This window comes from Streptomyces liangshanensis (assembly GCF_011694815.1).
Taxonomy (GTDB): domain Bacteria; phylum Actinomycetota; class Actinomycetes; order Streptomycetales; family Streptomycetaceae; genus Streptomyces; species Streptomyces liangshanensis.
This window is the reverse complement of the sequence record NZ_CP050177.1, coordinates 1,440,631-1,465,770: the sequence shown is the minus strand read 5'-3', so window position 1 is coordinate 1,465,770 and position 25,140 is coordinate 1,440,631. Positions and strand designations below refer to the sequence as shown.

The window sequence follows — 25,140 nt, the reverse complement described above, 5'->3', positions numbered from 1 at the left end:
CCGCCCCCCTTCCTGCTCCCCCCTCCTGCTCCCCCTCCCCCTACCCCTGCGAGGAGAGACTCGGACATGCTGGACATCGCGGAAGAGCTGGACCGTTGGGTCCGGCAGGGGCGCGACTTCGCCGTCGCCACGGTGGTGGCGGTCACCGGCAGCGCGCCCCGGTCGCCGGGAGCCGCGCTCGCCGTCGACAGCGAGGGCACGGCGATCGGCTCGGTCTCCGGCGGGTGCGTGGAGGGGGCGGTGTACGAACTCTGCGCCCAGGCGCTCCGGGACGGCGAGCCCGTCCTGGAGCGGTTCGGCTACGCCGACGAGGACGCCTTCGCCGTGGGGCTGACCTGCGGCGGGGTCATCGACATCCTGGTGACGCCGGTACGGGCCGCCTCCGCCGGGCGGCAGGTGTACGCGGCCGCGCTGGCCGCCGCCGCGCGGGGGGAGGCGGCGGCGCTGGCCCGGGTCACCGAGGGGCCGGCGGAACTGGTGGGGCGGGCCCTGCTCGTACGCCCCGACGGATCGTACGAGGGCGGCCTCGGCGGCCATCCGGAACTGGACCGCACGGCCGCGGGCGAGGCGCGCGCCCTGCTGGACGCGGGCCGCACCACCACGTTCGTCGTGGGCGAGGGCGGCTCCCGGTGCGGCCGGCCCCTGACGCTGCTCGTGGAGTCGCGGGTGCCGCCGCCGCGCATGATCGTGTTCGGCGCGATCGACTTCGCGTCGGCGCTGGCCCGGGCGGGGAAGTTCGTGGGTTACCACGTGACGGTGTGCGACGCGCGCCCCGTCTTCGCCACGGCCGCGCGCTTCCCCGACGCGGACGAGGTGGTGGTCGCCTGGCCCCACCGCTACCTGGAGTCGGCGCGGGTGGACGGGCGGACGGTGTTGTGCGTCCTCACGCACGACGTGAAGTTCGACGTGCCGTTACTGGAAAGGGCGTTGAGGATGCCGGTCGCCTTCGTCGGCGCGATGGGGTCGCGCCGTACGCACGAGGACCGGAACGCGCGGTTGCGGGAGGTGGGGGTGACGGAGGCGGAGCTCTCCCGGCTGCGCTCCCCGATCGGGCTCGACCTGGGCGCGCGGACGCCGGAGGAGACGGCGTTGTCGATCGTCGCGGAGGTAGTGGCAACGCGCCGAGGCGGCACAGGCACCCCCCTAACGGGCGCCCACACCCCGATCCACCACGACCCGGCCCCCTCACCTCCCCGGCCAGCCGCCTGCGCCCCGGCGGCGGGCGCCGCCTAACGACGTCCTCAATCGCCGGACGGGCTGGAGGGGGTTGCGGTCGGGCGGGACCGTTGCGGTCAAAGATGTCCTCAAGCGCCGGACGGGCTGAAAGAACAAGACCCGGGGCGGGTCGGGTTGTTTGGGCGTGCGCCTGGAAGGGGGGCGGGTAGGGGTCGTGTCCGGAACGTAGAGCGTGTTTTGTGTCGCGTGACGGGGGTTAATCAAGGCAACTGGTTGCGCGCGACGTAAAACATGCAGTGCAGGACGCGGCCCCTGCCCGACCCCCGGCGACAACCCGCAGTCGAAAGACGGCCCGCAGCGGGCACCATCGAGCCCGTCCGGCGATTGAGGACGAAGCGCGTACCTCGTGTCGCGCCGCAGGGCAGCCGGTCGTTTTGTTCTACTATGTGCCCTCGCCGGTCCGTACGAGGGAGCCGCCCATGCTGTCCCCGTCCCGCCCGACCCGCGCCACCCTCGTGGCGCTCGCCGTCGCCGCCACCGCGCTGCCTGCCGCCCTGGGGTCCGGCCACGCCGCCGCGCAGTCGGGCGTCCGGGGGTTTGCCGATCCCAGTCCCGTTCGGGTGAACCAGATCGGCTACCTCGCGGGGGCCGACAAGATCGCCACCGTCGTGTCCGCCCGCACCACCCCGCTCGCCTGGCGGCTCACCGACACCACGCGGGGCAAGGTCGTGGCCACCGGGACCACCCGGATCCACGGCACGGACCGCGCGTCCGGCGACCACGTGCACCGGGCCGACTTCTCCGCCGTGACCAGACCGGGGACGTACCGCCTCACCGTCGGCGGGGACGAGAGCGGAGGTGAGGGCGACGGTGACGGCCGGGGCGGCAGCAGCGTTCCCTTTGTCGTCGCCGACACCCCCCTCTACCCGCACCTCGCCCGCGAGGCCATGCAGTACTTCTACTTCCACCGCCTCGGCACCCCCGTCCTCGCCCGCCACCTCCAGAGCCCCGCCCACGCCCACGACGCGCTGCACCCGGGCGACAGTTCCGTCCCCTGTTACGAGGACTGGTGCGGGAAGCAGCGGCTGAACGTCGCCCAGTCCTGGGCCGACGCCGGGGACTTCGGGATCTACCCCGTCAACCACGCCATCGCCGCGTGGACCCTGATGAACCTCTACGAACGCCGCCCCACCGTCCACGGCGACTCCACCCTCAGGATCCCCGAACGGCGCAACGGCCGCCCCGACCTCCTCGACGAGGTGGAGTACGGCTCACGCTTCCTGTCCGGGATGCTCCCCGCGTCCGGCCTCGCCTCGCACAAGGTGCACAACCACCGCTGGAGCGCCTTCCCCGTCCACGACGTCGCCGCCGAGAACGCCGAGCCCCGTTCGGCGATGGGCCCGTCCACGAACGCCACCTACGCCGTGGCCCGTACCGACGCCCAACTCGCGCGCGTGCTCCGGCCCTTCGACCCGGCCCGCGCCGACCGGCTCTGGGCGTCGGCCCAGGAGGCGTGGAAGCGCGCCGAGGCCGCCCCCGACGTCGACTACACCGACACCACCCCCGACGCCGTGGGCGGGGGCGACTACCCGGACCCCGGGAACGACGACGACCGTTACGCGGCCGCCGCCGAGCTGTTCCTCACCGCCCAGCGCCGCGCCCGGAGCGGAGAGGACAAGGGGAGCGCGGAGCCGTACCGCAAGGCCGTCACCGGCTCCCCGCACTACGGCACCATCACCGACTTCAGCTGGGCCGACGTCGCCCCCCTCGGAACGCTCTCCCTGCTCGCCGTGGACAACGACCTGCCCGCCGCCGATCTCACCGCGATGCGCGGGCGCCTCAAGGCGTTCTGCGACGAGGTGATCGCGGTGCTGGACGCCGAGGGCTACCCGGCGCCGATCCCGGGGAGCGGACCGTACCCCTGGGGCTCCAACTCCGCGGTCGTCAACCGCATGTTGCTGCTCGGCACCGACTACGACCTCACCGCCGACCCCCGCGCGCTCCGGGCCATGCACCGCTCCATGGACTACCTGATGGGCGCCAACGCGATGCGCCTGTCGTACGTCACCGGGTACGGCGCGTACCACGAGACCGACCTGCACGACCGGCTCGCCTGGGGGCGCTACCCGGCGACACCGTACCCCCGGGGCTGGCTGTCCGGCGGTCCCAACAGCACGCTCATCAACGACACCGCCACCCCCACCGGCCGCCCCGCCGCCAAGTCGTACGCGGGTCCCGGCACCGCCCCCGCCGCCTGGGGCTCCAAGGAGAACACCGTCAACTGGAACGCGCCGCTGGTCTGGGCCGCCACCTACCTGGAGCTGACGACCCCGGATCTGGCAGTCGCCAGGACGGCGGCCGGGTCGGAGGCCGACGCGGGAGCCGAGGCGGCGGTACGGGTGCCGCGGACACCCCGGTCCGCGGCACCCGCCGCGATCACAGCGGCAGGGCGCACACCGCGACCGGCGAGGTGAACGGGGCTCCCGCGGAGCGCAGTTCACCGGTCACCTGGTCCACGTCGAAGACCGTCACCGAGTTCGACCGCTGGTTCGCGGCGAACAGCAGCTCCCCGCCCGGGGAGAGCGCGATCTGCCGCGGGTAGTCGCCGCCGACCGGCACGGTGTCGAGCAGCCGCAGCTCGGCGCCGTCGGCCTCGATCGCGTACCGGGCCAGGCTGTTGTGCCCGCGGTTGGCGAGATAGGCGAAGGCGCCGTTGTCGGTGACCACCAACTCCGCCGGGTAGCTGCGTGTGTTGCCGGTGGTGCCCGTCGACTGCGGCTCCCCGGGGGTGAGTTGGCCGGTCCCGGGGTCGTACGCGCAGACGACCACGGAGTTGTCCAGCTCGTTGGCGAGGTAGGCGAAGGTGCCCGACGGGTGGAAGGTCAGGTGCCGGGGACCCGCGCCGGGCCGCAGCCGCGCGTACGAGACGCGGGTCAGCGCGCCCGTCCCCACGTCGAGGCGGTACGTGTACACGGTGTCGTTGCCCAGGTCGACCGCGAGCACGTGGCCGCCGTCCGGCGAGGTGACGATCTGGTGGGCGTGCGGGCCGCCCTGGCCGGGGCCCGGCGGCGGGGTGGAGTGCGTGACCAGCGCCGTACGCTCGCCGAGCGCGCCCGACGCCTGGACGGGCAGCACGGCCACGCTGCCCGACGTGTAGTTGGCGACCAGCAGCCACTGGCCGCTCGGGTGCACCGACAGGTGCGTGGGACCGGCGCCCCCGGTGGAGCGGCTGCCGAGGACGGTGTGCCGGCCGTTGTCCGCCAGGGCGATCGCCGTGACCTTGCCGGCCTGCTGCTCGTCGACGGCGAACAGCGTGCGCCCGTCCGGGTGGATCGCCAGGTACGAGGGGTCCGGGACGCCCTTGAGCGTCCCCGTGCCCGTGATGGAGCCGGTCGCCGAGTCGTAGGTGGCCAGGCCGACACCGGTGCCGCCGCCCGGCGACGAGGTGTACGTCCCGAGGAAGAGCCGGCGGGTGGCGGCGCGCGGGGCGGCGGGGGTGGGAACGGGCGTGGCCCGGGCCGCGGGGGCCACGGGGGCCGGGGACGCGGTCGGGAGCGGCGCGGCGGCTCCCGCGGTCGCGGGCACGGCCGCCACCGCCGAGGTCGCGGCGAGCACACCCACGAAGCGGCGGCGGCTCAGGCCGCCCCCGCCCCCGGAGTCCGTTGCCGATCCCGTGCTTCTGCTGCTCATACCGGTCACCTCAGGTGTGGGGAGTGGGGGGATGTGGTGATGTGGCGATGTAGGGATGGGCCCATGTGACGTATGGGGCGTCTGTGACTCACACAGTGACCTGGCAGGGCCCCTGCGACAAGAGGACCCTCCCCACATCGGGGGTCGGGATGTCAATTGACGGGATGTCAGTTCCCGTTTGGCTCCCTGGGCTATTCTCACTATCATCCGGCGATGATCATAAGTAAACGGTCGGCAGCCGCCTTGTGCGGTCTGGTGGCCACCCTGGCCGTAGGGCTCTTCCCTCCCGCCGCCTCCGCGGACGAACCGAGCGGGAAGCCGGCCCCCAAGGTCGACCTCGTCCTCGATGTGAGCGGCTCGATGCGGGCCCGGGACATCGACGGACAGTCCCGGATGGCGGCCGCGAAGCAGGCCTTCAACGAGGTGCTGGACGCGGTGCCCCAGGAAGTCGAACTGGGCATCCGTACCCTGGGCGCCAACTATCCGGGGAAGGACAAGAAGGTCGGCTGCGAGGACACCGCGCAGCTCTACCCCGTCGGCCCGCTCGACCGCACCGAGGCGAAGACCGCGGTCGCCACCCTCGCCCCGACCGGCTGGACCCCGATCGGCCCCGCCCTGCTCGGCGCGGCCAAGGATCTCGAAGGCGGTGACGCGACCCGCCGTATCGTCCTCATCACCGACGGCGAGGACACCTGCGCGCCGCTCGACCCCTGCGAGGTGGCCCGCGAGATCGCCGCCAAGGGCATCCACCTCGTCATCGACACGCTGGGCCTGGTGCCCGACGCCAAGACCAGGCGGCAGCTGACCTGCATCGCCGAGGCCACCGGCGGCACCTACACCTCGGTCCAGCACACCGACGAACTCTCCGGCCGTGTAACCCAGTTGGTCGACCGCGCCGCCGACCCCGTGGTCACCCCCGTGGCGACCGAGGGGGCCGCGCGCTGCGCCGGCGCGCCCGAGCTGAAGGCCGGCCTCTACAGCGACCGCGAGAAGTTCTCCGAGCACCGCTGGTACCGCGTGAACGTCTCGCCCGGGCAGGAACTGCGCGCCTCCGTGAGCGTCGCCGCGGACCGTGCCGTCGACCGGGACTACGGCGTGCTCCTGCGCGCGGTGACCGTCCACGGCCGGGAGATCGTCCGCGGCTCCGAGGCGGGGGACGGGCGTACCGACGTCATCTCGACCGGGCTGCGCTACCCCAGGCCGGAGGCCGACGACGACGCGGCGTCCGCCGCCGAGGTCGTCTGCGTCCAGGTCAGCAACTCCTTCTCGGCGCCCGACTCCGTCAAGACCACCCCGGGCCTGCCCGTCGAACTGACCATCCAGATCGTGGACTCGCCCGACGAGCCGTCCGACGTCGCCGCGTTCGGTCTCGGCCGCGGCTGGTGGCTGCTCGGCGTGCTGGTCCTCACCGGACTGGTCGCCGGCCTGCTCTGGGGCTGGGTCTCACGCTGGCGCGTCGCCGTATGGAGGACCAACTGATGCGAAGCACCATGCTCGACACCCCCGGAACCCCCGGCACTTCAGGTGCTCCTGGTCGTCTCCGCGCGATGTCCGTCCGCGCCGGAGGACTCCTGGCCGGTTCACTGCTGGCGGCGGGGGCGCTGCTGACCACGGCGGGGCCGGCCCTCGCCGACGACACGCCCACCCCGTCGCCGTCGTCCTCGGACGGCTCGGGCGACGGGCCCACGGAGGCCGGTACGTCGTTCCGTACCGCCACCGGCTTCCGGCCCGGCCAGGAGGCGACCGCGGACGCCTCCACGGGCGACTACCTGTACTGGGTGTTCCCGGTCGACACGGGACAGCGCGCCACCGTCAGCGCGAAGGTCACGCTGCCCGACTCGGCCACGCGGAAGGGCTCGGCGACCTGGCAGGTGGACGTGTACGACGGGCTGCGGCGTCACCAGCCGTGCGTGTACGGCGCGGCGACCCGCGCGGTCTCGGCCGACGCCGACACGCTGGAGCTGCGCTGCACGCTGCGGACGGTACGGGCCTGGGCCGAGCCCTGGTCGAACGATCCGCTGCCGGGGAGCTACTACGTACGCCTGACCGTCGTGAACGCGCAGGAGGAGGACCTGGGGCTGCCGGTACGGGTCTCGGTCGGCGCGGCGGTCTCCGACCGCGGCGGCGCGGAGGCGGTCGGGGGCGGGCTCGCGGTGCCGCTGACGGCGAGCGCCGCGCTCGCCGACGCGGACGGGGACGGGTCGGACGACGAGCCGTCCGCGGCGGCGGTGGCGAGTGAGCCGTCGGACGGGTGGGCCTCCGGGTGGTGGTCGGACCGGTGGGTCTGGACTGTGGCCGGCGGGGTGCTGGGTGCGCTGGCGGGTATCGGCGGGTATTCGCTGACGCGTCCGTCGCGGCGGGCATAGTTGTTGCCCTCCCCGGGCGTGGGTGTGCTCTCCCGCGCCCGGGGGGTCTGTGCGGGCGGTGACTGCTGCGGGTCACTGTTGTCCTCAATCGCCGGACGGGCTTGGTTTGTCCGGCCGGTGGGTCCGCGCGGGTCACTGTTGTCCTCGAACGTCGGACGGGCTTGAATTGCCGCGTGGCTCTGAAGGCTGACCACCCCGTCCTCGGCACCCGCGCGCTCAATCGCGCCACCCTGGAGCGGCAGTTCCTGCTTCGCCGTGCCGTCGGGGTGTCCGCGAAGGACGCCGTCGGGCACCTCCTCGGGCTTCAGGCGCAGAACGTCAAGCCGCCCTACTTCCAGCTCGCCGCCCGGCTGGCGGACTTCGCGCCCGGGGACCTGTCGGACCTGATGGCGTCCCGCGAGGTCGCCCGGCTGGTCACCATGCGGTCGACCATCCACACCCACACCGCCGACGACTGCCTGACCCTGCGCCCGCTCCTCCAGGACGCGCGCGAGAAGGAGCTGCGGGTGTTCCGCGCCGGGCTGGCCGGGGTGGACCTGGACCGGCTCACCGCCTTCAGCCGGGACCTGGTCGAGGAGCGCCCCCGGCCCGTCAAGGAGCTGCGGGAGGCGCTGGCGGCGCGCTGGCCCGACGCCGATCCGTTCGCGCTGACCGTCGCCGCCCGGGGACTCCTGCCGCTCGTGCAGACGACCCCGCGCGGACTGTGGGGCCGGGCCGGGCAGGTCACGCTCACCACCGCCGAGAAGTGGTTCGGCCGGCCCTCCGCGCCGGCCCCCGCGCCCGACGACACCGTCCTGCGCTACCTCGGCGCCTTCGGCCCCGCCTCGGTCAAGGACATGCAGGTCTGGTCGGGCCTCACCCGCCTCAGGGACGCCTTCGAGCGCCTGCGGCCGCGCCTGCTCGTCTTCCAGGACGAGAACGGCGTCGAGCTGTTCGACGTACCCGACGCCCCGAGGCCCGACGAGGACACCCCGGCGCCCCCGCGCTTCCTCCCCGAGTTCGACAACCTGCTGTTGTCGCACGCCGACCGGAGCCGGGTGATCCCGCCCGCGTACAAGGGCCGTGCCTCGTACGGGAACACCGCCCACCGCGCCCTGCTCGTCGACGGATTCCTCGCCGGGATCTGGCGGCTGGACGAAGGCACCGCCGGTACGGGACGGAAGGGCCCGACGCGGACGACGCTCACCGTCCAGCTCTTCGCGCCACCCACCCGCGAGCACCGCGCGGCGGTCACCGAGGAGGCCGAACGCCTGCTCACCACGATGGCCCCGGCCGACACCCACGACATCCGGTTCGCGGAGTTCGCCGACGCGCCCCCGCCCTCCCCTCAGAGCCCGACGTCCCGTTGACGCAGGTCCTCGAAGGTCTCGCGGCGTATCAGCAGGCGCGACCGCCCGGCGGACACGGCGATCACCGGGGGGCGGCCCGTCATGTTGTAGCCCGACGCCATCGACACCTGGTACGCCCCCGAGGCGGGGACCGCCAGGACGTCGCCGGCGCGGATGTCCTCCGGCAGCTCGACCGCCTCGGCCAGGACGTCGCCCGCCTCGCAGTGGCGGCCGACGACCGTCGCCGTGCGCATCGGGGCCGCCGAGGCGCGGCCCACCCGGCGGACCGTGTACCGGGCGCCGTACAACGCGGGGCGGGGGTTGTCGCTCATCCCGCCGTCCACGGCCACGAACACCCGGCCGCCGGTCCGCTTCACCGCCAGGACCCGGTACAGCGCGATCCCGGCCTGCGCCATGATCGAGCGGCCCGGCTCGACGGTCAGCCGGGGGAGCGGCAGACCGTACCGGGCGCAGGCCTCCGCCAGCGCCTCGGTGATCGAGCGCGCGTACACGCCGGGCGCGGGGGCCGGATCACCCGGCAGGTACGCGACCGCGAAACCGCCGCCGAGGTCCAGCTCGGGCAGGGTCACGCCGTGCCGGTCCCGGATGTCGGCCAGGAACGCCACGACCCGTCTCACGGCCTCCGCGTACGGTTCCGCGTCGGTGATCTGGGAGCCCAGGTGGCAGTGCAGGCCGGCCAGTTCCAGCGGGGACTGGCCGAGGATCCGGGCGACCGCGTCGGCGGCGTCGCCGTCCGCGATCGACAGGCCGAACTTCTGCCCCTCGGCGCCGGTACGGACCTTGGCGTGCGCGCCCGCCTCGATGCCGGGCAGCACCCGGACCAGCACCCGCTGCGGATCGGGGCCCGGGACCTGCGCGGCGATCCTGGCGATCTCGCAGGCGGAGTCGACGACGATCCGGCCGACGCCCAGGCGCAGCGCCGTCCGCAGGTCCTGCGGGGACTTGGCGTTGCCGTGCAGGACGATCCGGTCGGCCGGGAAGCCCCGGGTGGCGGCCAGCTCCAGTTCGCCGGCGGAGCAGACGTCGAGCCCGAGGCCCTCCTCCTCGACCCAGTCCACGACGGCCCGGCAGAGGAAGGCCTTGGCCGCGTAGACGACCTCGGCGTCCGGGAGGGCCCGGCGCCACGCCCGGGCGCGGGCCCGGACCTCGTCCTCGTCCAGGACGTACGCGGGGGTGCCGTAGCGCTCGGCCAGCTCCGCGAGCGACACCCCGGCGACGGCGATGTCCCCGCCGGGGGCGACGACGGCGGACGCGGGCCACACGGTGGCCGTGCTCAGCTCGCCGATGCCGAGGAGCGGTTCCGTGGTGGTCTTTGCGGTGGTCTCTGCGGTGGCCGGGACTGCGCCGTCCCCGGTCGCGCCCGCCGTTGCTCCGGCCTGTTCCATGGTCTGCCTCCCGGACCGTCCGATCACCCCCGACACCTGGACGGTAGATCCGGTGGGGCCCAGGGAGGACGGCCCTGACGCGGCATTGACCGACGGCCCCGGAATCCTGACGAGTCCCTGATAGGTCTCTGGCGGTCCGGCGATGGGTCTCTGTGCCGGATGCCCGGCGGTCCGCAGGACGCACCCCCGGGGAGGCCGGTCACCCCAGCGGGTCCGCCTACGGCAGCAGCCCCTCCCGCCGGGCCGCCACCACCGCCTCCAGCCGGGTGTGCGCCCCCAGCTTCCGCATCGACGAGCGCAGGTAGCCCTTCACCGTCTCCGGCCGCAGCCCGAGCAGCTCCGCCGCCGCCGCGTTCGTCGCGCCCGAGGCGACGCACGTCAGGACGTCCAGCTCGCGCGGGGCGAGGCGTACCGGCAGGTGCCGCTCGGCGGGCGGCGCGGCCGTCGCGCCCGTCGCGCCCGCCAGCCGGGCGCACACCGCCAGCAGGTGGTCGCGGGTCTCCGCGTCGGCGATCCGGGGCGCCAGTGCCCGCAGCTCGCTGTGGGCGGCCCGCACCTCCTCCCAGGCCGCGGGTCCCGCCGCCGGTTCCCGGGTCACCGCCAGGAGCCGGCGCACCTCGTCCCGTACGACCAACGCCTGCTCCACGTCCCGCGCGGCGGCCGCCGCCGCGTCGAACGTGCGGTCCCCGATGGGCAGCGCGGTGCGCAGCGCGCCGTACAGCACGCCCCGCACCCGGCGCTGCACCACCACGGGCACCGCCAGCACGGACCGCAGGCCCTCCGCCGCGACCGCCGCGTCGTACTCGTGGCTGATGTGGCGCGCCTGCCGGTAGTCGGTCACCGCGAACGGCCTGGCCAGGGCGATGGACTTGCCGCCCAGCCCGTTGCCCGACGAGATCGCGAGGCCGCGCAGCGCGCCGCTCGCCGTACCGGTCAGCTCGGCGATGCGCAGCCGGCCCGTCTCGTGCAGCAATCCGCCGAACGCCACCGGCAGGCCGGTCGTCCTGCGCAGCCGCAGCAGCGCCGCGCGCAACTCCACCGACTCCACCACTTCGGTCACGTCGCCGCCCTTCCGTCGCCGTCCGCACCCCCCACCACCCCCGTCCGGGGGTGGTGAGACCCACGTCACTGATTACACGATGTCATTGAACGGTCCGCAATGAGGAGGACATATGACGGCAGGGACGCCGAGCAGTCCGGCCGGCCCCCATGGCAGGCTCACCCCCACGGAGGAATTCCGGACGGCCAGGGACTTCCTCCTGGCGCACCGGGAGGACTACGCGACCGCGTACGCGGGGTTCGAGTGGCCCCGCCCCGAGCGGTTCAACTGGGCGCTGGACTGGTTCGACCGGATCGCGGAGGGCAACCACCGCGAGGCCCTGCACATCGTCGAGGAGGACGGCCGCCGGACCCGCGTCACCTTCGCGGAGATGTCCGCGCGCTCCGACCGCGTCGCGAACTGGCTGCGCGCGCGGGGGGTACGGCCCGAGCAGCGCGTCGTGGTCATGCTCGGCAACCAGGTCGAGCTGTGGGAGATCGCGCTCGCCGCGATGAAACTGCGCGCCGTCGTCATCCCCGCCACGCCCCTCCTCGGCCCCGAGGACCTGCGCGACCGTGTCGAGCGCGGCCGGGCGTCCCACGTGATCGTCCGCGCGGACGACACCGCGAAGTTCGACGGGATCGCGGGCCGGTTCACCCGGATCGCGGTCGGCCCCGAGGTGCCGGGCTGGCTGTCGTACGGGGACGCCGACGCGGCGCCCGCGCGCTTCGAGCCCGACGGGCCCACCCACGGCGACGACCCGCTGATGCTCTACTTCACGTCCGGCACGACCGCCCGCCCCAAGCTGGTCGAGCACACCCATGTGTCGTACCCGGTCGGGCACCTGGCGACGATGTACTGGATCGGTCTGAAGCCCGGCGACGTCCACATGAACATCGCCTCGCCCGGCTGGGCCAAGCACGCCTGGTCGAACCTCTTCGCCCCCTGGAACGCCGAGGCGACCGTCTTCATCCACAACTACACGCGCTTCGACGCGGGCCGGCTGATGGCGGAGATGGACGCGGCGGGCGTCACCAGCTTCTGCGCCCCGCCGACGGTGTGGCGGATGCTGATCCAGTCCGACCTGTCCACGCTGCGCACGCCGCCGCGGGAGGTCGTCGCGGCCGGCGAACCGCTCAACCCCGAGGTGATCGAGACGGTCCGCCGGGCGTGGGGGGTGACGGTCCGCGACGGCTTCGGCCAGACCGAGACCGCCGTCCAGGTCGCCAACACGCCGGGCCAGCTGCTCAAGGCGGGCTCCATGGGCCGCCCCACCCCCGGCTTCAAGGTCGAGCTGCTCGACCCGGTGAGCGGGGCGCCCGGGGTGGCCGAGGGGGAGATCGCGCTGGTCCTCGGCGCGCACCCGGTCGGCCTGATGACCGGCTACCACGGGGCGCCGGACCTCACCGCCGCCGCGATGGCGGGGGGTTACTACCGCACCGGGGACATCGGCTCGCGCGACGCCGAGGGATACATCACGTACATCGGCCGCTCCGACGACGTGTTCAAGGCGTCCGACTACAAGATCTCCCCCTTCGAGCTGGAGAGCGCGCTGCTGGAGCACGAGGCGGTCGCGGAGGCGGCGGTCGTGCCCGCGCCCGACCCGGTGCGCCTGGCCGTCCCCAAGGCGTACGTCGTCCTCGCCGAGGGCTGGGAGCCGGGGCCCGACACCGCGAAGGTGCTCTTCGCGCACTCGCGTTCGGTGCTCGCCCCGTACCAGCGGATCCGCCGCATCGAGTTCGGCGAGCTGCCGAAGACGGTGTCCGGGAAGATCCGCAGGATCGAGTTGCGCGAACGGACGGCCGAGGGCTCCAGCGCCGAGTACGACGAGGGGGATCTGCGATGACCACGACCACCGAGACGACCGCCCGTTCCGGGCCGGTGGCGGCCCCGGCCGCCTCGTACCTCCACGGCACGGCGACCGCCCCGCTGCTCGGCGACACCGTCGGCGGGAACCTGGACCGGGCCGTCGCCGCCTTCCCGGACCGGGAGGCGCTGGTCGACGTACCGTCGGGGCGGCGGTGGACGTACGCCGAACTCGGCGCCGACGTCGACGCGTTGGCGCGTGCGCTGCTCGGGCGGGGGGTCGCCAAGGGCGACCGGGTCGGGATCTGGGCGGTCAACTGCCCCGAGTGGATGCTCGCGCAGTACGCGACGGCCCGCATCGGCGCGATCATGGTGAACATCAACCCCGCGTACCGGGCGCACGAGGTGGAGTTCGTGCTCAACCAGTCCGGGATCGCGGTCCTGCTGGCCTCCCTGGGCCACCGGACCAGCGACTACCGCGCGCTGGTGGACGAGGTACGGGACCGCTGCCCCGGACTGCGCGCCGTGCACTACATCGGCGACCCGAGCTGGGACGAACTACTCGCGTACGGGCGGGAGGTGACGGCCAGTCAGATCGCTTCGTGCGAGGCCGAGTTGTCGTGCGACGACCCCATCAACATCCAGTACACCTCGGGGACCACGGGCTTCCCCAAGGGGGCCACGCTCTCCCACCACAACATCCTCAACAACGGGTACTTCGTGGGGGAGACGGTCGCCTACACCGAACACGACCGGATCTGCGTCCCGGTGCCCTTCTACCACTGCTTCGGCATGGTGATGGGCAACCTCGCCGCCACCTCCCACGGCGCGTGCGTGGTGATCCCGGCTCCCTCCTTCGACCCCGCCGCGACCCTGCACGCCGTCGAGCGCGAGCGCTGCACCTCGCTGTACGGCGTCCCCACCATGTTCATCGCCGAGTTGGACCTCCCCGGCTTCGCGTCGTACGACCTCTCCTCGCTGCGCACCGGCATCATGGCGGGCTCGCCCTGCCCGGCCGAGGTGATGAAGCGGGTCGTCGCCGAGATGAACATGACCGAGGTGTCCATCTGTTACGGCATGACCGAGACGTCCCCGGTCTCCACCCAGACCCGCCGCGACGACAACCTGGAGCGCCGCACCGGCACCGTCGGCCGCGCGCTGCCGCACATCGAGGTGAAGGTGGTGGACCCGGTCACCGGCGTCACCCTGCCGCGCGGCGAGGCGGGCGAACTGTGCACCCGCGGCTACAGCGTGATGCTCGGCTACTGGAACGAACCGGAGCGCACCGCCGAGGTGGTCGACGCCGGGCGCTGGATGCACACCGGCGATCTCGCGGTGATCCGCGAGGACGGGTACGCGCAGATCGTGGGCCGGATCAAGGACATGATCATCAGAGGGGGCGAGAACATCTACCCCCGGGAGATAGAGGAGTTCCTGTACGGGCACCCCAAGGTCGCGGACGTCCAGGTGATAGGCGTCCCCGACGCGCGCTACGGCGAGGAGATCGTGGCGTGCGTGATCCCGCGCGACCCGGCGGACCCGCCGTCGGCGGACGAGGTGGCGGCGTACTGCCGGGAACGGCTGGCGCACTACAAGGTGCCGCGCCGGGTGGAGATCGTGGACGCGTTCCCGATGACGGTGAGCGGCAAGGTCAGGAAGATCGAACTGCGCGAGCGCTTCGCGGCGTAGCGCTGCCGCCCGGCGGGCCCTCACCCGCTCGGGCTGATCCCCGCCACCGCGAGGCGGAGCAGCCGGTCCGTCCGGGCCGCCGCGTCCGGGTCGTGTTCCGTGGCCAGGGCGATGCCCGAGATCAGCGTGACCAGGTCGGCGGTGGTCACGTCGGACGCGACCGCGCCCGCCCGGGCGGCGCGCTCCAGCAGCGGGTCGTACGCGTCGGAGATCTTCGCCGGGCAGGCGTTCACGTGCTCGGGCCCCGCGCCCCCGTCCTGGGTCAGCGCGGTGGCGAGCCCCCGCGCGGAGGTGGCGTACGCGGCGAGCCCGTGCAGCGCCTCCAGCAGCGCGGCCCTCGGGTCCGGCGCCCCGGCCAGCTCGCGGGCGCGGGCGCACAGCGCCTCGATCCGCTCGCGGAAGACCGCCTCCAGCAGGGCGCGCCGACCGGGGAAGTGCCGGCGCACGGTGGCCGAACCGACCCCCACCGTGCGGGCGATCTGCTCCAGGGAGGCGTCGGCGCCGTGCGCGGCGACCTCCCGCTCCGCCTCCGCGAGGATCCGCTCGTAGTTGCGGCGGGCGTCCGCGCGCTGGACAGGCATGGCGTCCCTTTCATCAGGTTCCTCGTTGCCAAGTGGCGAGGCCCTCCGTATCGTACCGACGAAGAAACGGCGGGCCCCGCCGTTTAGCTGCCGCCGCCCACCGTCAGGGGAGCCCCATGCCCATCTCTTCCGCACCCGTCCTGGTCACCGGCGCCACCGGCAAGCAGGGCGGCGCGACCGCACGGGCCCTGCTCGCGGCGGGAGTTCCGGTACGGGCCCTGGTCCGCGACCCGTCGGCCGGGCGGGCCCGGGCCGTCGCGGCGCGCGGCGCCGAGCTGGTCACGGGGGACCTCCGTGACCTGGACTCGGTACGGCGGGCCGCCGAGGGGACCCGGGCCGTCTTCTCGATCCAGATGCCCGACCTGGACGACCTCCAGGGCGACTCCGAATGGGTCCAGGGGTGCAACCTGATCGACGCCGCGCGGGACGCGGGGGTGGGGCAGTTCGTGCACACGTCGGTCTCCGGGGCCGGGCAGCACCGCACCGAGCCCGGCTGGGCGGAGGGCCGCTGGGCGGCGCTGGAGCACTACTACGAGACCAAGTCCGGGCTCCAGGACCGGGTCCGCGAGGCGGGCTTCGCGCACTGGACGCTCCTGAAGCCGGCGTTCTTCATGGAGAACTTCCTCCCGCCGTCGTTCCTGTTCCCGAACGGCACGAAGGGCGGCCTGGTGACCGTCCTCAAGCCCGCCACCGAACTCTCCCTCATCGCGGTCGCCGACATCGGCGCGGCCGCCGCCGCGGCCTTCGCCGACCCGGCGCGGTTCCACGGGGTCGAGCTCGAACTGGCCGGTGACCGGCTGCCGATGACCCGGATCGCGGAGATCCTCTCCCACGCTTTGGGCCTGGAACTGACGGCCCCGTCGATGACGGCGGCGGAGGCGCTGGCGGCGGGCGGTCCCGCGTTCGGCGCGACCCACGAGCGCATGAACGTGGTGGGCCACCCGGCCCGCCCCGCGTTCGCCCGAGCCCTGGGCATCCCGCTCACGAGCTTCGCCGACTGGACGGCCGAGCACCTGAGTCCGGGCGCCTGAACGACGAACTGCCGCGAGTACCCGTTGACTTGCTGACGGGGGCTCCCTGCGTGGCGTCTCGCCGTCAGGCGAGGCCGCCGATGAACGCGGTCCAGGCGGGGGCCGGTACGGCGAGTGGGTCGGGCCGCAGGAGCGCCGCAGCCGTTCCCGGCGACACGACCGGGGGTTCACGACCGACCGCCCCTGGGCGCCGGCCGTTGTCACCGGAGCGCCCCCGCGACTACCCGCCCGTCGCCACCAGTTCGTCCGCCGGGTCGTTCACCGGTTGGGGGGCGCCCGTCAGGTCCATCACGAAGAGGGGGACGCCCAGGGAGTCGGCGCGGGCGCGGGCGTCGGGGGCGTAGCCGGCCAGGGCGAAGAAGACGCCGACCGCCGACGCGTTCAGGCCGTTGAGCCACAGGCACTCCACCGAGCGCAGCGAGGCCGGGGAGGTGGTGGGGTCGACCTGGGCGACCACGTCGGGGCCGCGCAGGTCGATGCCGGACGCGGGCTGTTCCGCCGCCTGGACGACGCCCTGGAAGCCGAGCCAGCGTAAGTAGAGCGCCGCCCCCGTCACGACGTCCCGGGCGGTCCGGATCGTGACGGGGCGGAACGTGGGCCTCTGGGCCGCCGCCGCCCTCGCGGGGGGAGGGGTAGCGGGCCCGGCCGGCGCGGTGAGGGCCCCCGTCCCGCCCGCCTCCCGCACCGGGATCCGCAGGACGGAACCGCACGGGCAGCCCAACTCCGGCCGCGGCCAGTGGTCCTGGCGCCCGCACGCCGCGCACCGTACCCGCACCCACTCGTCCGTCCAGGTGCGGTGCGTGACCGGCTCCGCCGCCGCGCCCCTGAGCAGCGGCGGCTCCACCGGCGCCCCGCACGCGCACGGATAGACCGTCGGCACAAAGGTGTGGCTCCGGCTGCAGGCCGGGCAGCGCACCGGAACGCTCTCCGCCATCAGGACCCCCTTCGAACACGCTCCGCGGCCCATCGTCCACCACGAGCGAGGCCGGGGGGCGGACTTCGCCCATCCCTTGACGCGGTAGCGGGGCCCGCCTAAATTTGATTCCGTATAGCAGAACTAAACTTTCGCATTACGGAATTGGCGCTCTCAGGTGGCGCGACAGGGCCCGACTCCGCCAGCCGAGCAGGAGCACTCCATGCCTCGAATGACCGCTGCCCGAGCCGCAGTTGAGATCCTCAAGCGCGAAGGCGTGACCCACGCGTTCGGTGTGCCGGGCGCCGCCATCAACCCGTTCTACGCCGCCCTCAAGGCCGCCGGCGGGGTCCGCCACACGCTGGCCCGCCACGTCGAGGGCGCCTCGCACATGGCCGAGGGCTACACCAGGACCCACCCGGGCAACATCGGCGTCTGCATCGGCACGTCGGGACCGGCCGGTACGGACATGATCACCGGGCTCTACTCGGCGACCGGCGACTCCATCCCGATCCTCTGCATCACCGGGCAGGCCCCCCGCGCGGTGATCCTCAAGGAGGACTTCCAGGCCGTCGACATCGCCTCGATCGCCGCGCCCGTCACCAAGGCCGCGACGACGGTGATGGAGGCCGCGCAGCTCCCCGGCGTCCTCCAGCAGGCCTTCCACCTGATGCGGTCGGGCCGCCCGGGCCCGGTCCTCGTCGACCTGCCGATCGACGTCCAGCTGACGGAGATCGAGTTCGACCCGGAGACGTACGAGCCGCTGCCGGCCTTCAAGCCCGCCGCGACCCGCGCCCAGGCCGAGAAGGCGATCGCCCTGCTCAACGAGTCGGAGCGGCCGCTGATCGTCGCCGGCGGCGGCATCATCAACGCCGACGCGTCCGACCTGCTGGTCGAGTTCGCCGAGCTGACCGGCATCCCGGTCGTCCCCACCCTGATGGGCTGGGGCATCATCGCCGACGACCACGACCTGAACGCCGGCATGGTGGGCCTCCAGACCTCGCACCGCTACGGCAACGCGACCTTCCTGGAGTCGGACTTCGTCCTCGGCATCGGCAACCGCTGGGCCAACCGGCACACCGGCAAGCTCGACGTCTACACACAGGGGCGGAAGTTCGTCCACGTCGACATCGAACCCACCCAGATCGGCAAGATCTTCGCGCCCGACTACGGCATCGCCTCCGACGCCAAGGCCGCGCTCGAACTCTTCGTGACGGTGGCCAAGGAGCTGAAGGCCGCGGGTGAACTGCCCGACCGCGCCGCCTGGGCCGCCTCCGCGCGGGAGCGCAAGGCCACGCTGCACCGCCGTACCCACTTCGACAACGTGCCGCTCAAGCCGCAGCGCGTGTACGAGGAGATGAACCGCGCCTTCGGCCCCGAGACCCGGTACGTCACCACCATCGGCCTCTCCCAGATCGCCGGCGCGCAGATGCTCCACGTCTACCGGCCGCGCCACTGGATCAACTGCGGCCAGGCGGGCCCCCTCGGCTGGACCATCCCGGCCGCGCTCGGTGTCGCCGTCGCCGACCCGGACGCGACGGTCGTCGCGCTCTCCGGCGACTACGACTTCCAGTTCATGCTCGAAGAGCTGGCGGTCGGCGCGCAGCACAAGATCCCGTACGTCCATGTGCTGGTGAACAACGCCTACCTGGGGCTGATCCGGCAGGCGCAGCGCAACTTCGACATCGACTTCGAGGTCAACCTCGAATTCGAGAACATCAACTCGCCCGAGCTGGGCGTCTACGGCGTCGACCACGTCAAGGTCGCCGAGGGCCTCGGCTGCAAGGCGATCCGGGTCACCGAGCCGGACCAGTTGCTGCCGGCCTTCGAGGAGGCCAAGAAGCTGGCGGCGGAGTTCCGGGTGCCGGTGGTCGTCGAGGCGATCCTGGAGCGGATCACCAACATCTCGATGAGCGGCAGCGACATCGCCAGCGTCAACGAGTTCGAGGACCTCGCCACCGAGCCGTGGCACGCGCCGACGGAGATCCTGCCGCTGAGCTGAGCGCCGAACTGAGCGAGCGGACGGCGTCTCCCGAGGGGGAGCGGTGGGCGGGCCCGTACCTGGGAGGACCTGGTACGGGCCCGTTCGTACGTCCTCCTGGTACGAGCCCGCCGCCACCGCCCCGTACCGCCCCCGTACCGCGCCCGGACAGCCCCGCGCCCCGCACCGGTGACTCCGGTACGGGGCGCGGGAATTCATTACGGCATGCGGGGACCGCGACGGCGGGGCCACCGCACTGGCTCGCCCGCCGTCGCGGTCCGCATGCTGTCCGGCCCGCCGGTCACCCCTGACAAGGGCCGGCGGGCCGGACGTCGGCACCGGAGCTGATCTGCCGTCAGCCCCGGCGCGTGGTCGGGAAGATGGAGGGTCCGGGCGGCGGCAGCGCCTGGGCGCGACAAGGACAGGTGTCAGCGCTGCCGCAGCCCGGGTTCAGGGGCGGTGCCAGGAAGGGGAGTTCACACCTGGTCACCGGAGAGGCGCTCCACCGAGCGCAGGAGGGCGGAGTGGTCGAGGCCGCCGTCGCCCTGCGCCCGCAGGGAGGCGACCAGTTGGGCCACCACGGCCCCGACGGGCAGGGCGGCGCCGACGTTGCGGGCGGCGTCCGTGACGATGCCCATGTCCTTGTGGTGCAGGTCGATGCGGAAGCCCGGCTTGAAGTCGCGGTTGAGGAAGTTGTCCTTCTTGCGCGTCAGCACGGTCGAACCGGCCAGGCCGCCGTTCAGGACGTCCAGCGCGGCGGCCAGGTCCACCCCGGACTTCTCCAGGAAGACCACGGCCTCGGCGCACGCCTGGATGTTGACCGCCACGATCAGCTGGTTGGCGGCCTTCACCGTCTGCCCCGCGCCGTGCGGGCCGCAGAGCACGATGGTCCTGCCGAGCGCTTCCAGTACGGGCCTGGCCTCGTCGAAGTCGGCCTGTTCGCCGCCGACCATGATGGACAGGACCGCCTCGATCGCCCCCGCCTCGCCGCCGGAGACTGGGGCGTCGAGGACCCGGATCCCGCGGTCGGCCGCGTTCTTCGCCAGGTCCACCGAGGTCTGCGGGGTGATCGACGACATGTCGATCAGCAGCGCGCCCCGCCGGGCGTGGGCCAGGATGCCCGCCTCGCCGTAGGCGATGGCCTCCACCTGCGGGGAGGCCGGGACCATGGTGATCACGACGTCGGCGTCCGCGACGGCCTCGGCGATCGACCCGGCGGCCGTGCCGCCCGCGGCGGCGAGCCGGTCCAGCTTGTCCTGCTCCAGCGTGAACCCGGTCACCGAGTAACCGGCCTTGATCAGGTTCTCGGACATGGGGGAGCCCATGATGCCGAGTCCGATCCACGCGATCTTGGGGAGATTACTCATGCGGGGGCCTCTTTCGACACACGTACATCAGAAGGTCAGCTGCATCGGACGGTCAGGTGGCGAGCCAGCCGAACGCCTCGGCGCTCGGGCGGTCGCCGGGCTTGTACTCCAGGCCGACCCAGCCGTCGTAACCGGCTTTCCGCAGCCGGCCGAGGAGGTCCTCCAGCGGCAGCGATCCGGTGCCCGGCGCGCCGCGCCCCGGGTTGTCCGCGATCTGCACGTGGCCGGTCCGCCCGGCGTACGCGTCGACCACCGCGGCCAGGTCCTCGCCGTTCATCGACAGGTGGTAGAGGTCGAGCAGGAACGCCGCGTTCCCGAGTCCGCTCGCCGCGTTGACCCGGTCCACGACCTCGATCGCGGCGGGCGCGCTCACCAGGGGGTAGAGCGGGGACTCCGGCTTGTTGAGCGCCTCGATCAGCAGGGTCGCCCCGATCGCGTCCGCCGCGCGGGCGGCCAGGACGAGGTTGTCCAGGGCGAGGGTGTCCTGGAGGTGCGGGTCGACGCCTTCGACGCGGTTGCCGTACAGCGCGTTGAGCGCCGTGCAGCCCACGGAGGCGGCGAAGCCGGCCGCGACATCGATGTTGGCGCGGAAGCGCTCGGCCTCCACGCCGGGCACGGAGAGCGCCCCGCGGTCGGGTCCCGGCAGCCGGCCGGCGTAGAAGTTCAGGCCCACCAGCCGCGTGCCCGCGTCGTCGAGCGCCTTCCTGAGCGCGTCGAGCTCGGCCTGCGGCGGTGTGGGGGTGTCGATCCAGGGCCACCACAGCTCGACCGCGTCGAAGCCCGCCGCGGCCGCGGCGGCCGGGCGCTCCAGGAGCGGGAGTTCCGTGAAGAGGATGGACAGGTTCACATCGAAGCGCTGCTCGGAGAAACTCATGAGGGGCCAGGCGCTCCTTCCGTATTGCGGAAGTTATTTTCTGCTTGATGGAAGCCTGCCCGGCGGGCTCGGGGCCTGTCAAGTGGCGTTTCGGTAATTCCTGCCCCGGCTCCCGGTCCACCCGGGTGCGATTGGCCCCGGACAGGGCGGCCGGGGCTCCCTAACGTCGGCGGCGGCCGGGTTACCCGCCGCGCCCCGCCGATCCTGGAGGAATGCCCCGTGTCCGTCGGTTACCGCCACGTCGACGTGTTCGCCACCGGCCCGTACACCGGCAACAGCCTCGCGGTCTTCGGCGCCGACGGCGATCTGCCCGGCGGCGATCTGCCCGCCGGCGATGTGCCCGGAGGTGATCTGTCCGGTGGTGATCCGGGCCGCGGCCCCACCGCCGGGCAGCTGCTCGCGATCACCCAGGAGGTACGGCACTTCGAGTCGGTCTTCCTCGCTCCGCCCGACGCGGCCGGGGTGGTCCCGGCCCGGGTCTTCGACCTGTTCGGGGAGCTGGACTTCGCCGGCCATCCCGTCCTCGGCGCGGCGGCCGTCCTCCACGAGCGGGCGGGCGGGGCCGGACCGCGCCGCTGGACCTTCCGGTTGCCGGGCGCCACCGTGGGCGTGACGACGACACCGTCCGGCGCCGGCTTCACCGCGCTGCTCGACCAGGGGCCGCCGCGCTTCCTGGGCGAGGTCCCGGCGGGCGACCGGCCCGCGATCGCGGCGGCGCTCTCCCTCCCCGCCGGGGCGCTGGCGGACCTGCCGCTGGAGGTGGTCTCCACGGGCCTGAGCTACCTGATCGTGCCGGTGACCTCGGGGCTCCCCGGGGCGGGCATCGCCCACCCCGGCTTCGGGGCGCTGCTGGAGCGGTACGGGGCGAGGTTCGCGTACCTCCTCGACCTCGGGACGGACAGCGGCCCGGAAGGCCGGAGCTGGAACAACGACGGGGTGCTGGAGGACGTCGCCACCGGCAGCGCGGCCGGCTGTGTGGGCGCCTATCTCGCCCGGCACGGGCTGGTCCCCCCGGACGCCGAATTCACCCTGGCCCAGGGGCGGTTCGCGGGCCGTCCGAGCCTGATGCGGGTCATGCCCCAGGGGCCTCAGGACGCCCTGGTGAACGTACGGGTCGGGGGCGAGGTCGCCTTCGTGGCGGCCGGGCGGCTCGACCGGCTCCCGCCCCCGGTGGGGGGCTCCGGGGCAGGGCCGGTGTGACGCCGGATCCGTTAAGGTCGACTTCCGGCACGACCATGGAGGCGCGGTGCGACTGCGGGTGGAGTTCACGACCGAACCCTTCGATCTCGACGAGGCGCCCGCGCACGCGGTGGTGGCCCGGGAGGTCGTGGGGAGCGCGCCGCTGGACGCCGTCGACGTCGGCCCGTTCGGCAACACCGCCGAGGGCGGGTCGGACGAGGTGCTGGCGGCCGTGCAGGCGCTGCTGCGCGAGACGCTGGCCGCGGGCGCGACCCGGGTCTCGCTCCAGGTCAGCGTGATCGACGCGGAGAGCGGTCGGTGACCGCGCCGCGCGACCACCCCCTCGTCGCCGCGGTCAGGCCGCTGGTGGACGCGATGGGCGGCGAGCTGATGGCGGCCGGGGAGGCCGAGCCCGACGACGTCGTGCTCGCCTGGGAGGGCGAGGACGTCCTCGCCGTACGGCTGCCGCAGCTCTCGGAGTCTTTGGACCACATCCTGGCCGCGCTGGAGCGCCGGCACGGCATGCCGCTGGCCGAGTTGGACCGTAAGTCCAAGCAATCGGTCGTCCGGGTCCTGGAGGCGCGCGGCGCCTTCTCCGTACGGCACGGCGTGGAGACGGTGGCGAGCGCGCTCGGCGTCAGCCGCTTCACGGTCTACAACTACCTGAACTACGCCAACGAGCAGCGGGCCAAGGCGCGCGAGGACGGCGAAGGGCAGCCCCCGGCGGGCGGTTGAGCTGACCGGCCGTCAGTTATTCCCGGCCGGTTCCGTCCCCCTGGCGGCCCGCCCGGCCCGCCCCAAAGCTTGGCAAACATCCGGGCAAAGGGACCTTGTGCCCCCGGCCGGATCCGCCCGCCCGGACGTCGCGCACGGCCGCCCGGACGCCGGGCACGGCCGTCCGCGCTCCGCACGGTGGCCGCCGGGTCACGTACGGACGCGTAACGGAAAGTCTTCTCCGAATACGGACGTATCGCCCCATTTTGGGCGCACGGCAGGTCTGCTTACTCTTGCCGAATGAATGATCCCAATTCGGAAGAAAACGGATCTATGACCTCTGCACCTCCTCACTCCTCCCCGGGTGCGACCCGCGTCGCGGGCGCGCTCGCGTCCACCGTCAGCGACTCCAAGTGGAAACCGGCGACCTGGATCCTCCTGATCGTCCTCTGCGGAGCGCTCTTCCTCGACGGTCTCGACCTCACGATGGTCGGGGTCGCCCTGCCGGACATCGGCAGGGACCTGCACCTGTCGGCCAGTTCGCTGCAATGGATCGTCAGCGGCTACGTCCTCGGGTACGGAAGCCTCCTGCTGCTCGGCGGCAGGGCGTCCGACCTGCTGGGGCGCCGGCGCGTCTTCCTCGCCGCCTTGTGCGTGTTCGGGGCGGCATCCGTCGTCAGTACCTTCGTCGACAGCGACATCCTTCTCATCGCCCTGCGCTTCATCAAGGGCGCGTCGGCCGCCTTCACCGTCCCGGCGGGGCTGTCGATCATCAACACCACCTTCACCGAGGGCAAGGCGCGAAGCCGCGCCATGGGGATCTACGCCGCCTGCGGCGCGAGCGGCTTCTCCCTGGGCCTGATCTTCGGCGGCCTGCTCACCGAGCTGAACTGGCGGCTCACCTTCCTCGTCCCCGGACCGATCGCCCTCGCGCTGGTCGTCGCCGGACTGAGGGTCATCCCGCGCGTCCCGAGGGAGAAGCTCAGCCTCTCCGGGCTGGACCTCCGCGGCGCGGTGACCTGCACCGCGGCGCTGCTGCTCCTGGTGTACGCGGTGGTGGAGGCGCCCACGCACGGCTGGGGCAGTCTCTCCACGATCGGGCTGCTGGCGCTGAGCGTGGCGCTGATGGCGGTGTTCGTCGTCCTCGAACGCAGGCACGCCACCCCGCTGCTGCGGCTGGGCATCCTGCGCTCGGCACCGCTGGTCCACGCGAACATCTCGGCGGCGGTGATGTTCGGCGGCTACGTCGCCTTCCAGTTCCTGGTGACGCTGTACGTGCAGAACTCGCTCGGCTGGTCGCCCATCCACATGGCCCTGGCCTTCCTGCCCGGGGGACTGATCGTGGTCCTCAGCGGCTCGAAGATCCCCCTCCTGCTGGAGCGGTTCAGCACGGTCAAGCTCCTCCTCGCGGGCCTGCTGGCCTTCGCGGCCGCCTACGCCCTGTTCCTGCGCGTCAGTCCCGGGCAGGCGTACGCGAACTTCATGCTGCCCACGATCCTGCTGCTCGGCGTCGGCTTCGCGCTCTGCTTCCCGGCGGTGAACGTGCAGGCCACGGCCGGTGTGAAGGACGAGGAGCAAGGGCTCGCCTCGGGCATCCTGAACTCCAGCCTCCAGATCGGCGGCGCGATAGTCCTGGCGGTCGTCACCGCGATCCTGGGCACCGGGACGACCCACATCCAGCACGCGCAGCTCCTGCCGCACATGAAGGCCGCGATCGGCGTCACCGTCGGCATCACGATCTTCGCGCTGCTGGTGACCGTCGTCCAGTACACCCGTAACCGGCGCCAGGAGGCGGCGGCCGTCGAGGCCGAGCCGAGCGAGCGCCCCGAGTACTCGGAGGTATGACCTGGCACGAGAGATGAGAGACATGACCTGACCGAGGAAAAGCCGGAGGAGGCGACCAGGGCCCGTGGGGCCCCGGTCGCCTCCTCGCGCGTGCCGCCGCCCGGCCGGTCCGTATACGAGATTTCAACAAACTGTTGACGCCGTGAGGCCGAGCG

20 protein-coding genes are annotated in these 25,140 nt (G+C 73.1%); 13 read left to right on the top strand and 7 right to left on the bottom strand.

Annotated elements, in window-relative coordinates; all coding sequences use genetic code 11:
- Positions 1 to 66: 66 nt before the first annotated feature.
- Together HA039_RS06400 and HA039_RS06395 are read left to right on the top strand one after the other, a co-directional pair.
- Complete coding sequence (locus HA039_RS06400; protein WP_167025044.1) at positions 67 to 1,233, top strand: XdhC family protein; 1,167 nt, start codon at positions 67 to 69, stop codon at positions 1,231 to 1,233.
- A gap of 422 nt (positions 1,234 to 1,655) precedes the next feature.
- Positions 1,656 to 3,650 (top strand): glycoside hydrolase family 9 protein, encoded by a 1,995-nt coding sequence (locus HA039_RS06395; RefSeq protein ID WP_167025041.1) that lies wholly within the window; start codon positions 1,656 to 1,658, stop codon positions 3,648 to 3,650.
- Here the strand turns inward: HA039_RS06395 and HA039_RS06390 are convergent.
- Positions 3,613 to 4,866, bottom strand: coding sequence for a lactonase family protein (locus tag HA039_RS06390; RefSeq protein ID WP_167025038.1), 1,254 nt, complete (start codon positions 4,864 to 4,866; stop codon positions 3,613 to 3,615). The genes HA039_RS06395 and HA039_RS06390 overlap by 38 nt on opposite strands.
- Before the next feature lie 213 nt (positions 4,867 to 5,079).
- On the opposite strand from HA039_RS06390, the gene HA039_RS06385 reads away from it, so the two are divergent.
- The 3 genes from HA039_RS06385 to HA039_RS06375 all read left to right on the top strand — a co-directional run bounded on the left by HA039_RS06385 (position 5,080) and on the right by HA039_RS06375 (position 8,581).
- Positions 5,080 to 6,345, top strand: a complete 1,266-nt coding sequence (locus tag HA039_RS06385) for a VWA domain-containing protein (protein WP_167025035.1) — start codon at positions 5,080 to 5,082, stop codon at positions 6,343 to 6,345.
- Positions 6,346 to 6,413: 68 nt separating this feature from the next.
- On the top strand, positions 6,414 to 7,232 hold the full coding sequence (locus HA039_RS06380; protein WP_167036314.1) for a hypothetical protein: 819 nt from the start codon (positions 6,414 to 6,416) through the stop codon (positions 7,230 to 7,232).
- A 173-nt stretch (positions 7,233 to 7,405) separates the two neighbouring features.
- On the top strand, positions 7,406 to 8,581 hold the full coding sequence (locus HA039_RS06375; RefSeq protein ID WP_167025032.1) for a winged helix DNA-binding domain-containing protein: 1,176 nt from the start codon (positions 7,406 to 7,408) through the stop codon (positions 8,579 to 8,581).
- On the opposite strand, the gene lysA is transcribed toward HA039_RS06375, so the two are convergent.
- Together lysA and HA039_RS06365 are read right to left on the bottom strand one after the other, a co-directional pair.
- Positions 8,560 to 9,966 (bottom strand): diaminopimelate decarboxylase, encoded by a 1,407-nt coding sequence (gene lysA / locus HA039_RS06370; protein WP_167025029.1) that lies wholly within the window; start codon positions 9,964 to 9,966, stop codon positions 8,560 to 8,562. The two genes, HA039_RS06375 and lysA, sit on opposite strands and share 22 nt — an antisense overlap.
- A 217-nt stretch (positions 9,967 to 10,183) precedes the next feature.
- Entirely contained in the window at positions 10,184 to 11,026 is an 843-nt protein-coding gene (locus HA039_RS06365; protein ID WP_167025026.1) for a helix-turn-helix transcriptional regulator, read from the bottom strand.
- Between the two features lie 112 nt (positions 11,027 to 11,138).
- Here HA039_RS06365 and HA039_RS06360 point away from each other — a divergent pair, with 112 nt between their 5' ends.
- Positions 11,139 to 12,851, top strand: coding sequence for an AMP-binding protein (locus HA039_RS06360; protein ID WP_167025023.1), 1,713 nt, complete (start codon positions 11,139 to 11,141; stop codon positions 12,849 to 12,851).
- Positions 12,848 to 14,500, top strand: coding sequence for an AMP-binding protein (locus HA039_RS06355; RefSeq protein ID WP_167025020.1), 1,653 nt, complete (start codon positions 12,848 to 12,850; stop codon positions 14,498 to 14,500). The genes HA039_RS06360 and HA039_RS06355 overlap by 4 nt, the downstream gene beginning before the upstream one ends.
- Before the next feature lie 20 nt (positions 14,501 to 14,520).
- Here HA039_RS06355 and HA039_RS06350 read toward each other — a convergent pair whose 3' ends face one another.
- Complete coding sequence (locus tag HA039_RS06350; RefSeq protein WP_167025016.1) at positions 14,521 to 15,081, bottom strand: TetR/AcrR family transcriptional regulator; 561 nt, start codon at positions 15,079 to 15,081, stop codon at positions 14,521 to 14,523.
- 116 nt (positions 15,082 to 15,197) lie between these two features.
- Between HA039_RS06350 and HA039_RS06345 the strand changes: the two genes are divergently transcribed.
- Positions 15,198 to 16,112: an NmrA family NAD(P)-binding protein gene (locus HA039_RS06345; RefSeq protein WP_167025013.1), complete on the top strand. Its 915-nt coding sequence runs from the start codon at positions 15,198 to 15,200 to the stop codon at positions 16,110 to 16,112.
- A 220-nt stretch (positions 16,113 to 16,332) separates the two neighbouring features.
- Here the strand turns inward: HA039_RS06345 and HA039_RS06340 are convergent, their stop codons facing one another.
- Positions 16,333 to 17,046, bottom strand: a complete 714-nt coding sequence (locus HA039_RS06340) for a hypothetical protein (protein ID WP_167025010.1) — start codon at positions 17,044 to 17,046, stop codon at positions 16,333 to 16,335.
- 202 nt (positions 17,047 to 17,248) lie between these two features.
- Between HA039_RS06340 and gcl the strand changes: the two genes are divergently transcribed.
- Positions 17,249 to 19,027 carry a glyoxylate carboligase gene (gene gcl, locus HA039_RS06335; protein WP_167025007.1) on the top strand — a complete coding sequence of 593 codons (1,779 nt, stop codon included), beginning with the start codon at positions 17,249 to 17,251 and terminating at the stop codon, positions 19,025 to 19,027.
- A 455-nt stretch (positions 19,028 to 19,482) separates the two neighbouring features.
- Here the strand turns inward: gcl and HA039_RS06330 are convergent, their stop codons facing one another.
- Together HA039_RS06330 and HA039_RS06325 are read right to left on the bottom strand one after the other, a co-directional pair.
- Positions 19,483 to 20,373 carry a 2-hydroxy-3-oxopropionate reductase gene (locus tag HA039_RS06330; protein ID WP_167025004.1) on the bottom strand — a complete coding sequence of 297 codons (891 nt, stop codon included), beginning with the start codon at positions 20,371 to 20,373 and terminating at the stop codon, positions 19,483 to 19,485.
- A gap of 52 nt (positions 20,374 to 20,425) precedes the next feature.
- Positions 20,426 to 21,247 carry a TIM barrel protein gene (locus tag HA039_RS06325; protein ID WP_167025001.1) on the bottom strand — a complete coding sequence of 274 codons (822 nt, stop codon included), beginning with the start codon at positions 21,245 to 21,247 and terminating at the stop codon, positions 20,426 to 20,428.
- Positions 21,248 to 21,466: 219 nt separating this feature from the next.
- On the opposite strand from HA039_RS06325, the gene HA039_RS06320 reads away from it, so the two are divergent.
- From HA039_RS06320 to HA039_RS06305, 4 genes are all read left to right on the top strand, one after another.
- Positions 21,467 to 22,447 (top strand): PhzF family phenazine biosynthesis protein, encoded by a 981-nt coding sequence (locus tag HA039_RS06320; RefSeq protein WP_167024998.1) that lies wholly within the window; start codon positions 21,467 to 21,469, stop codon positions 22,445 to 22,447.
- A gap of 46 nt (positions 22,448 to 22,493) precedes the next feature.
- Positions 22,494 to 22,748 carry a YkoF family thiamine-binding protein gene (locus HA039_RS06315; RefSeq protein ID WP_167024995.1) on the top strand — a complete coding sequence of 85 codons (255 nt, stop codon included), beginning with the start codon at positions 22,494 to 22,496 and terminating at the stop codon, positions 22,746 to 22,748.
- On the top strand, positions 22,745 to 23,161 hold the full coding sequence (locus HA039_RS06310) for a helix-turn-helix domain-containing protein (RefSeq protein WP_167024992.1): 417 nt from the start codon (positions 22,745 to 22,747) through the stop codon (positions 23,159 to 23,161). The genes HA039_RS06315 and HA039_RS06310 overlap by 4 nt, the downstream gene beginning before the upstream one ends.
- Positions 23,162 to 23,473: 312 nt before the next feature.
- A complete protein-coding gene (locus HA039_RS06305) occupies positions 23,474 to 24,985 on the top strand; it encodes an MFS transporter (protein ID WP_208298554.1) in 1,512 nt (503 codons plus the stop codon).
- The last annotated feature ends 155 nt before the right edge of the window (positions 24,986 to 25,140 follow it).

Excerpts from the sequence above, each read along its gene's own strand:
- HA039_RS06360 (WP_167025023.1), top strand. The coding sequence starts at position 11,139 with ATGACGGCAGGGACGCCGAGCAGTCCGGCCGGCCCCCATGGCAGGCTC.
- gcl (WP_167025007.1), top strand. The coding sequence starts at position 17,249 with ATGCCTCGAATGACCGCTGCCCGAGCCGCAGTTGAGATCCTCAAGCGC.
- HA039_RS06390 (WP_167025038.1), bottom strand. The coding sequence starts at position 4,866 with ATGAGCAGCAGAAGCACGGGATCGGCAACGGACTCCGGGGGCGGGGGC.
- HA039_RS06330 (WP_167025004.1), bottom strand. The coding sequence starts at position 20,373 with ATGAGTAATCTCCCCAAGATCGCGTGGATCGGACTCGGCATCATGGGC.
- HA039_RS06340 (WP_167025010.1), bottom strand. The coding sequence starts at position 17,046 with ATGGCGGAGAGCGTTCCGGTGCGCTGCCCGGCCTGCAGCCGGAGCCAC.
- HA039_RS06385 (WP_167025035.1), top strand. The coding sequence starts at position 5,080 with ATGATCATAAGTAAACGGTCGGCAGCCGCCTTGTGCGGTCTGGTGGCC.
- HA039_RS06355 (WP_167025020.1), top strand. The coding sequence starts at position 12,848 with ATGACCACGACCACCGAGACGACCGCCCGTTCCGGGCCGGTGGCGGCC.
- HA039_RS06350 (WP_167025016.1), bottom strand. The coding sequence starts at position 15,081 with ATGCCTGTCCAGCGCGCGGACGCCCGCCGCAACTACGAGCGGATCCTC.
- HA039_RS06400 (WP_167025044.1), top strand. The coding sequence starts at position 67 with ATGCTGGACATCGCGGAAGAGCTGGACCGTTGGGTCCGGCAGGGGCGC.
- HA039_RS06380 (WP_167036314.1), top strand. The coding sequence starts at position 6,414 with ATGTCCGTCCGCGCCGGAGGACTCCTGGCCGGTTCACTGCTGGCGGCG.
- HA039_RS06305 (WP_208298554.1), top strand. The coding sequence starts at position 23,474 with ATGACCTCTGCACCTCCTCACTCCTCCCCGGGTGCGACCCGCGTCGCG.
- HA039_RS06345 (WP_167025013.1), top strand. The coding sequence starts at position 15,198 with ATGCCCATCTCTTCCGCACCCGTCCTGGTCACCGGCGCCACCGGCAAG.
- HA039_RS06395 (WP_167025041.1), top strand. The coding sequence starts at position 1,656 with ATGCTGTCCCCGTCCCGCCCGACCCGCGCCACCCTCGTGGCGCTCGCC.
- lysA (WP_167025029.1), bottom strand. The coding sequence starts at position 9,966 with ATGGAACAGGCCGGAGCAACGGCGGGCGCGACCGGGGACGGCGCAGTC.
- HA039_RS06325 (WP_167025001.1), bottom strand. The coding sequence starts at position 21,247 with ATGAGTTTCTCCGAGCAGCGCTTCGATGTGAACCTGTCCATCCTCTTC.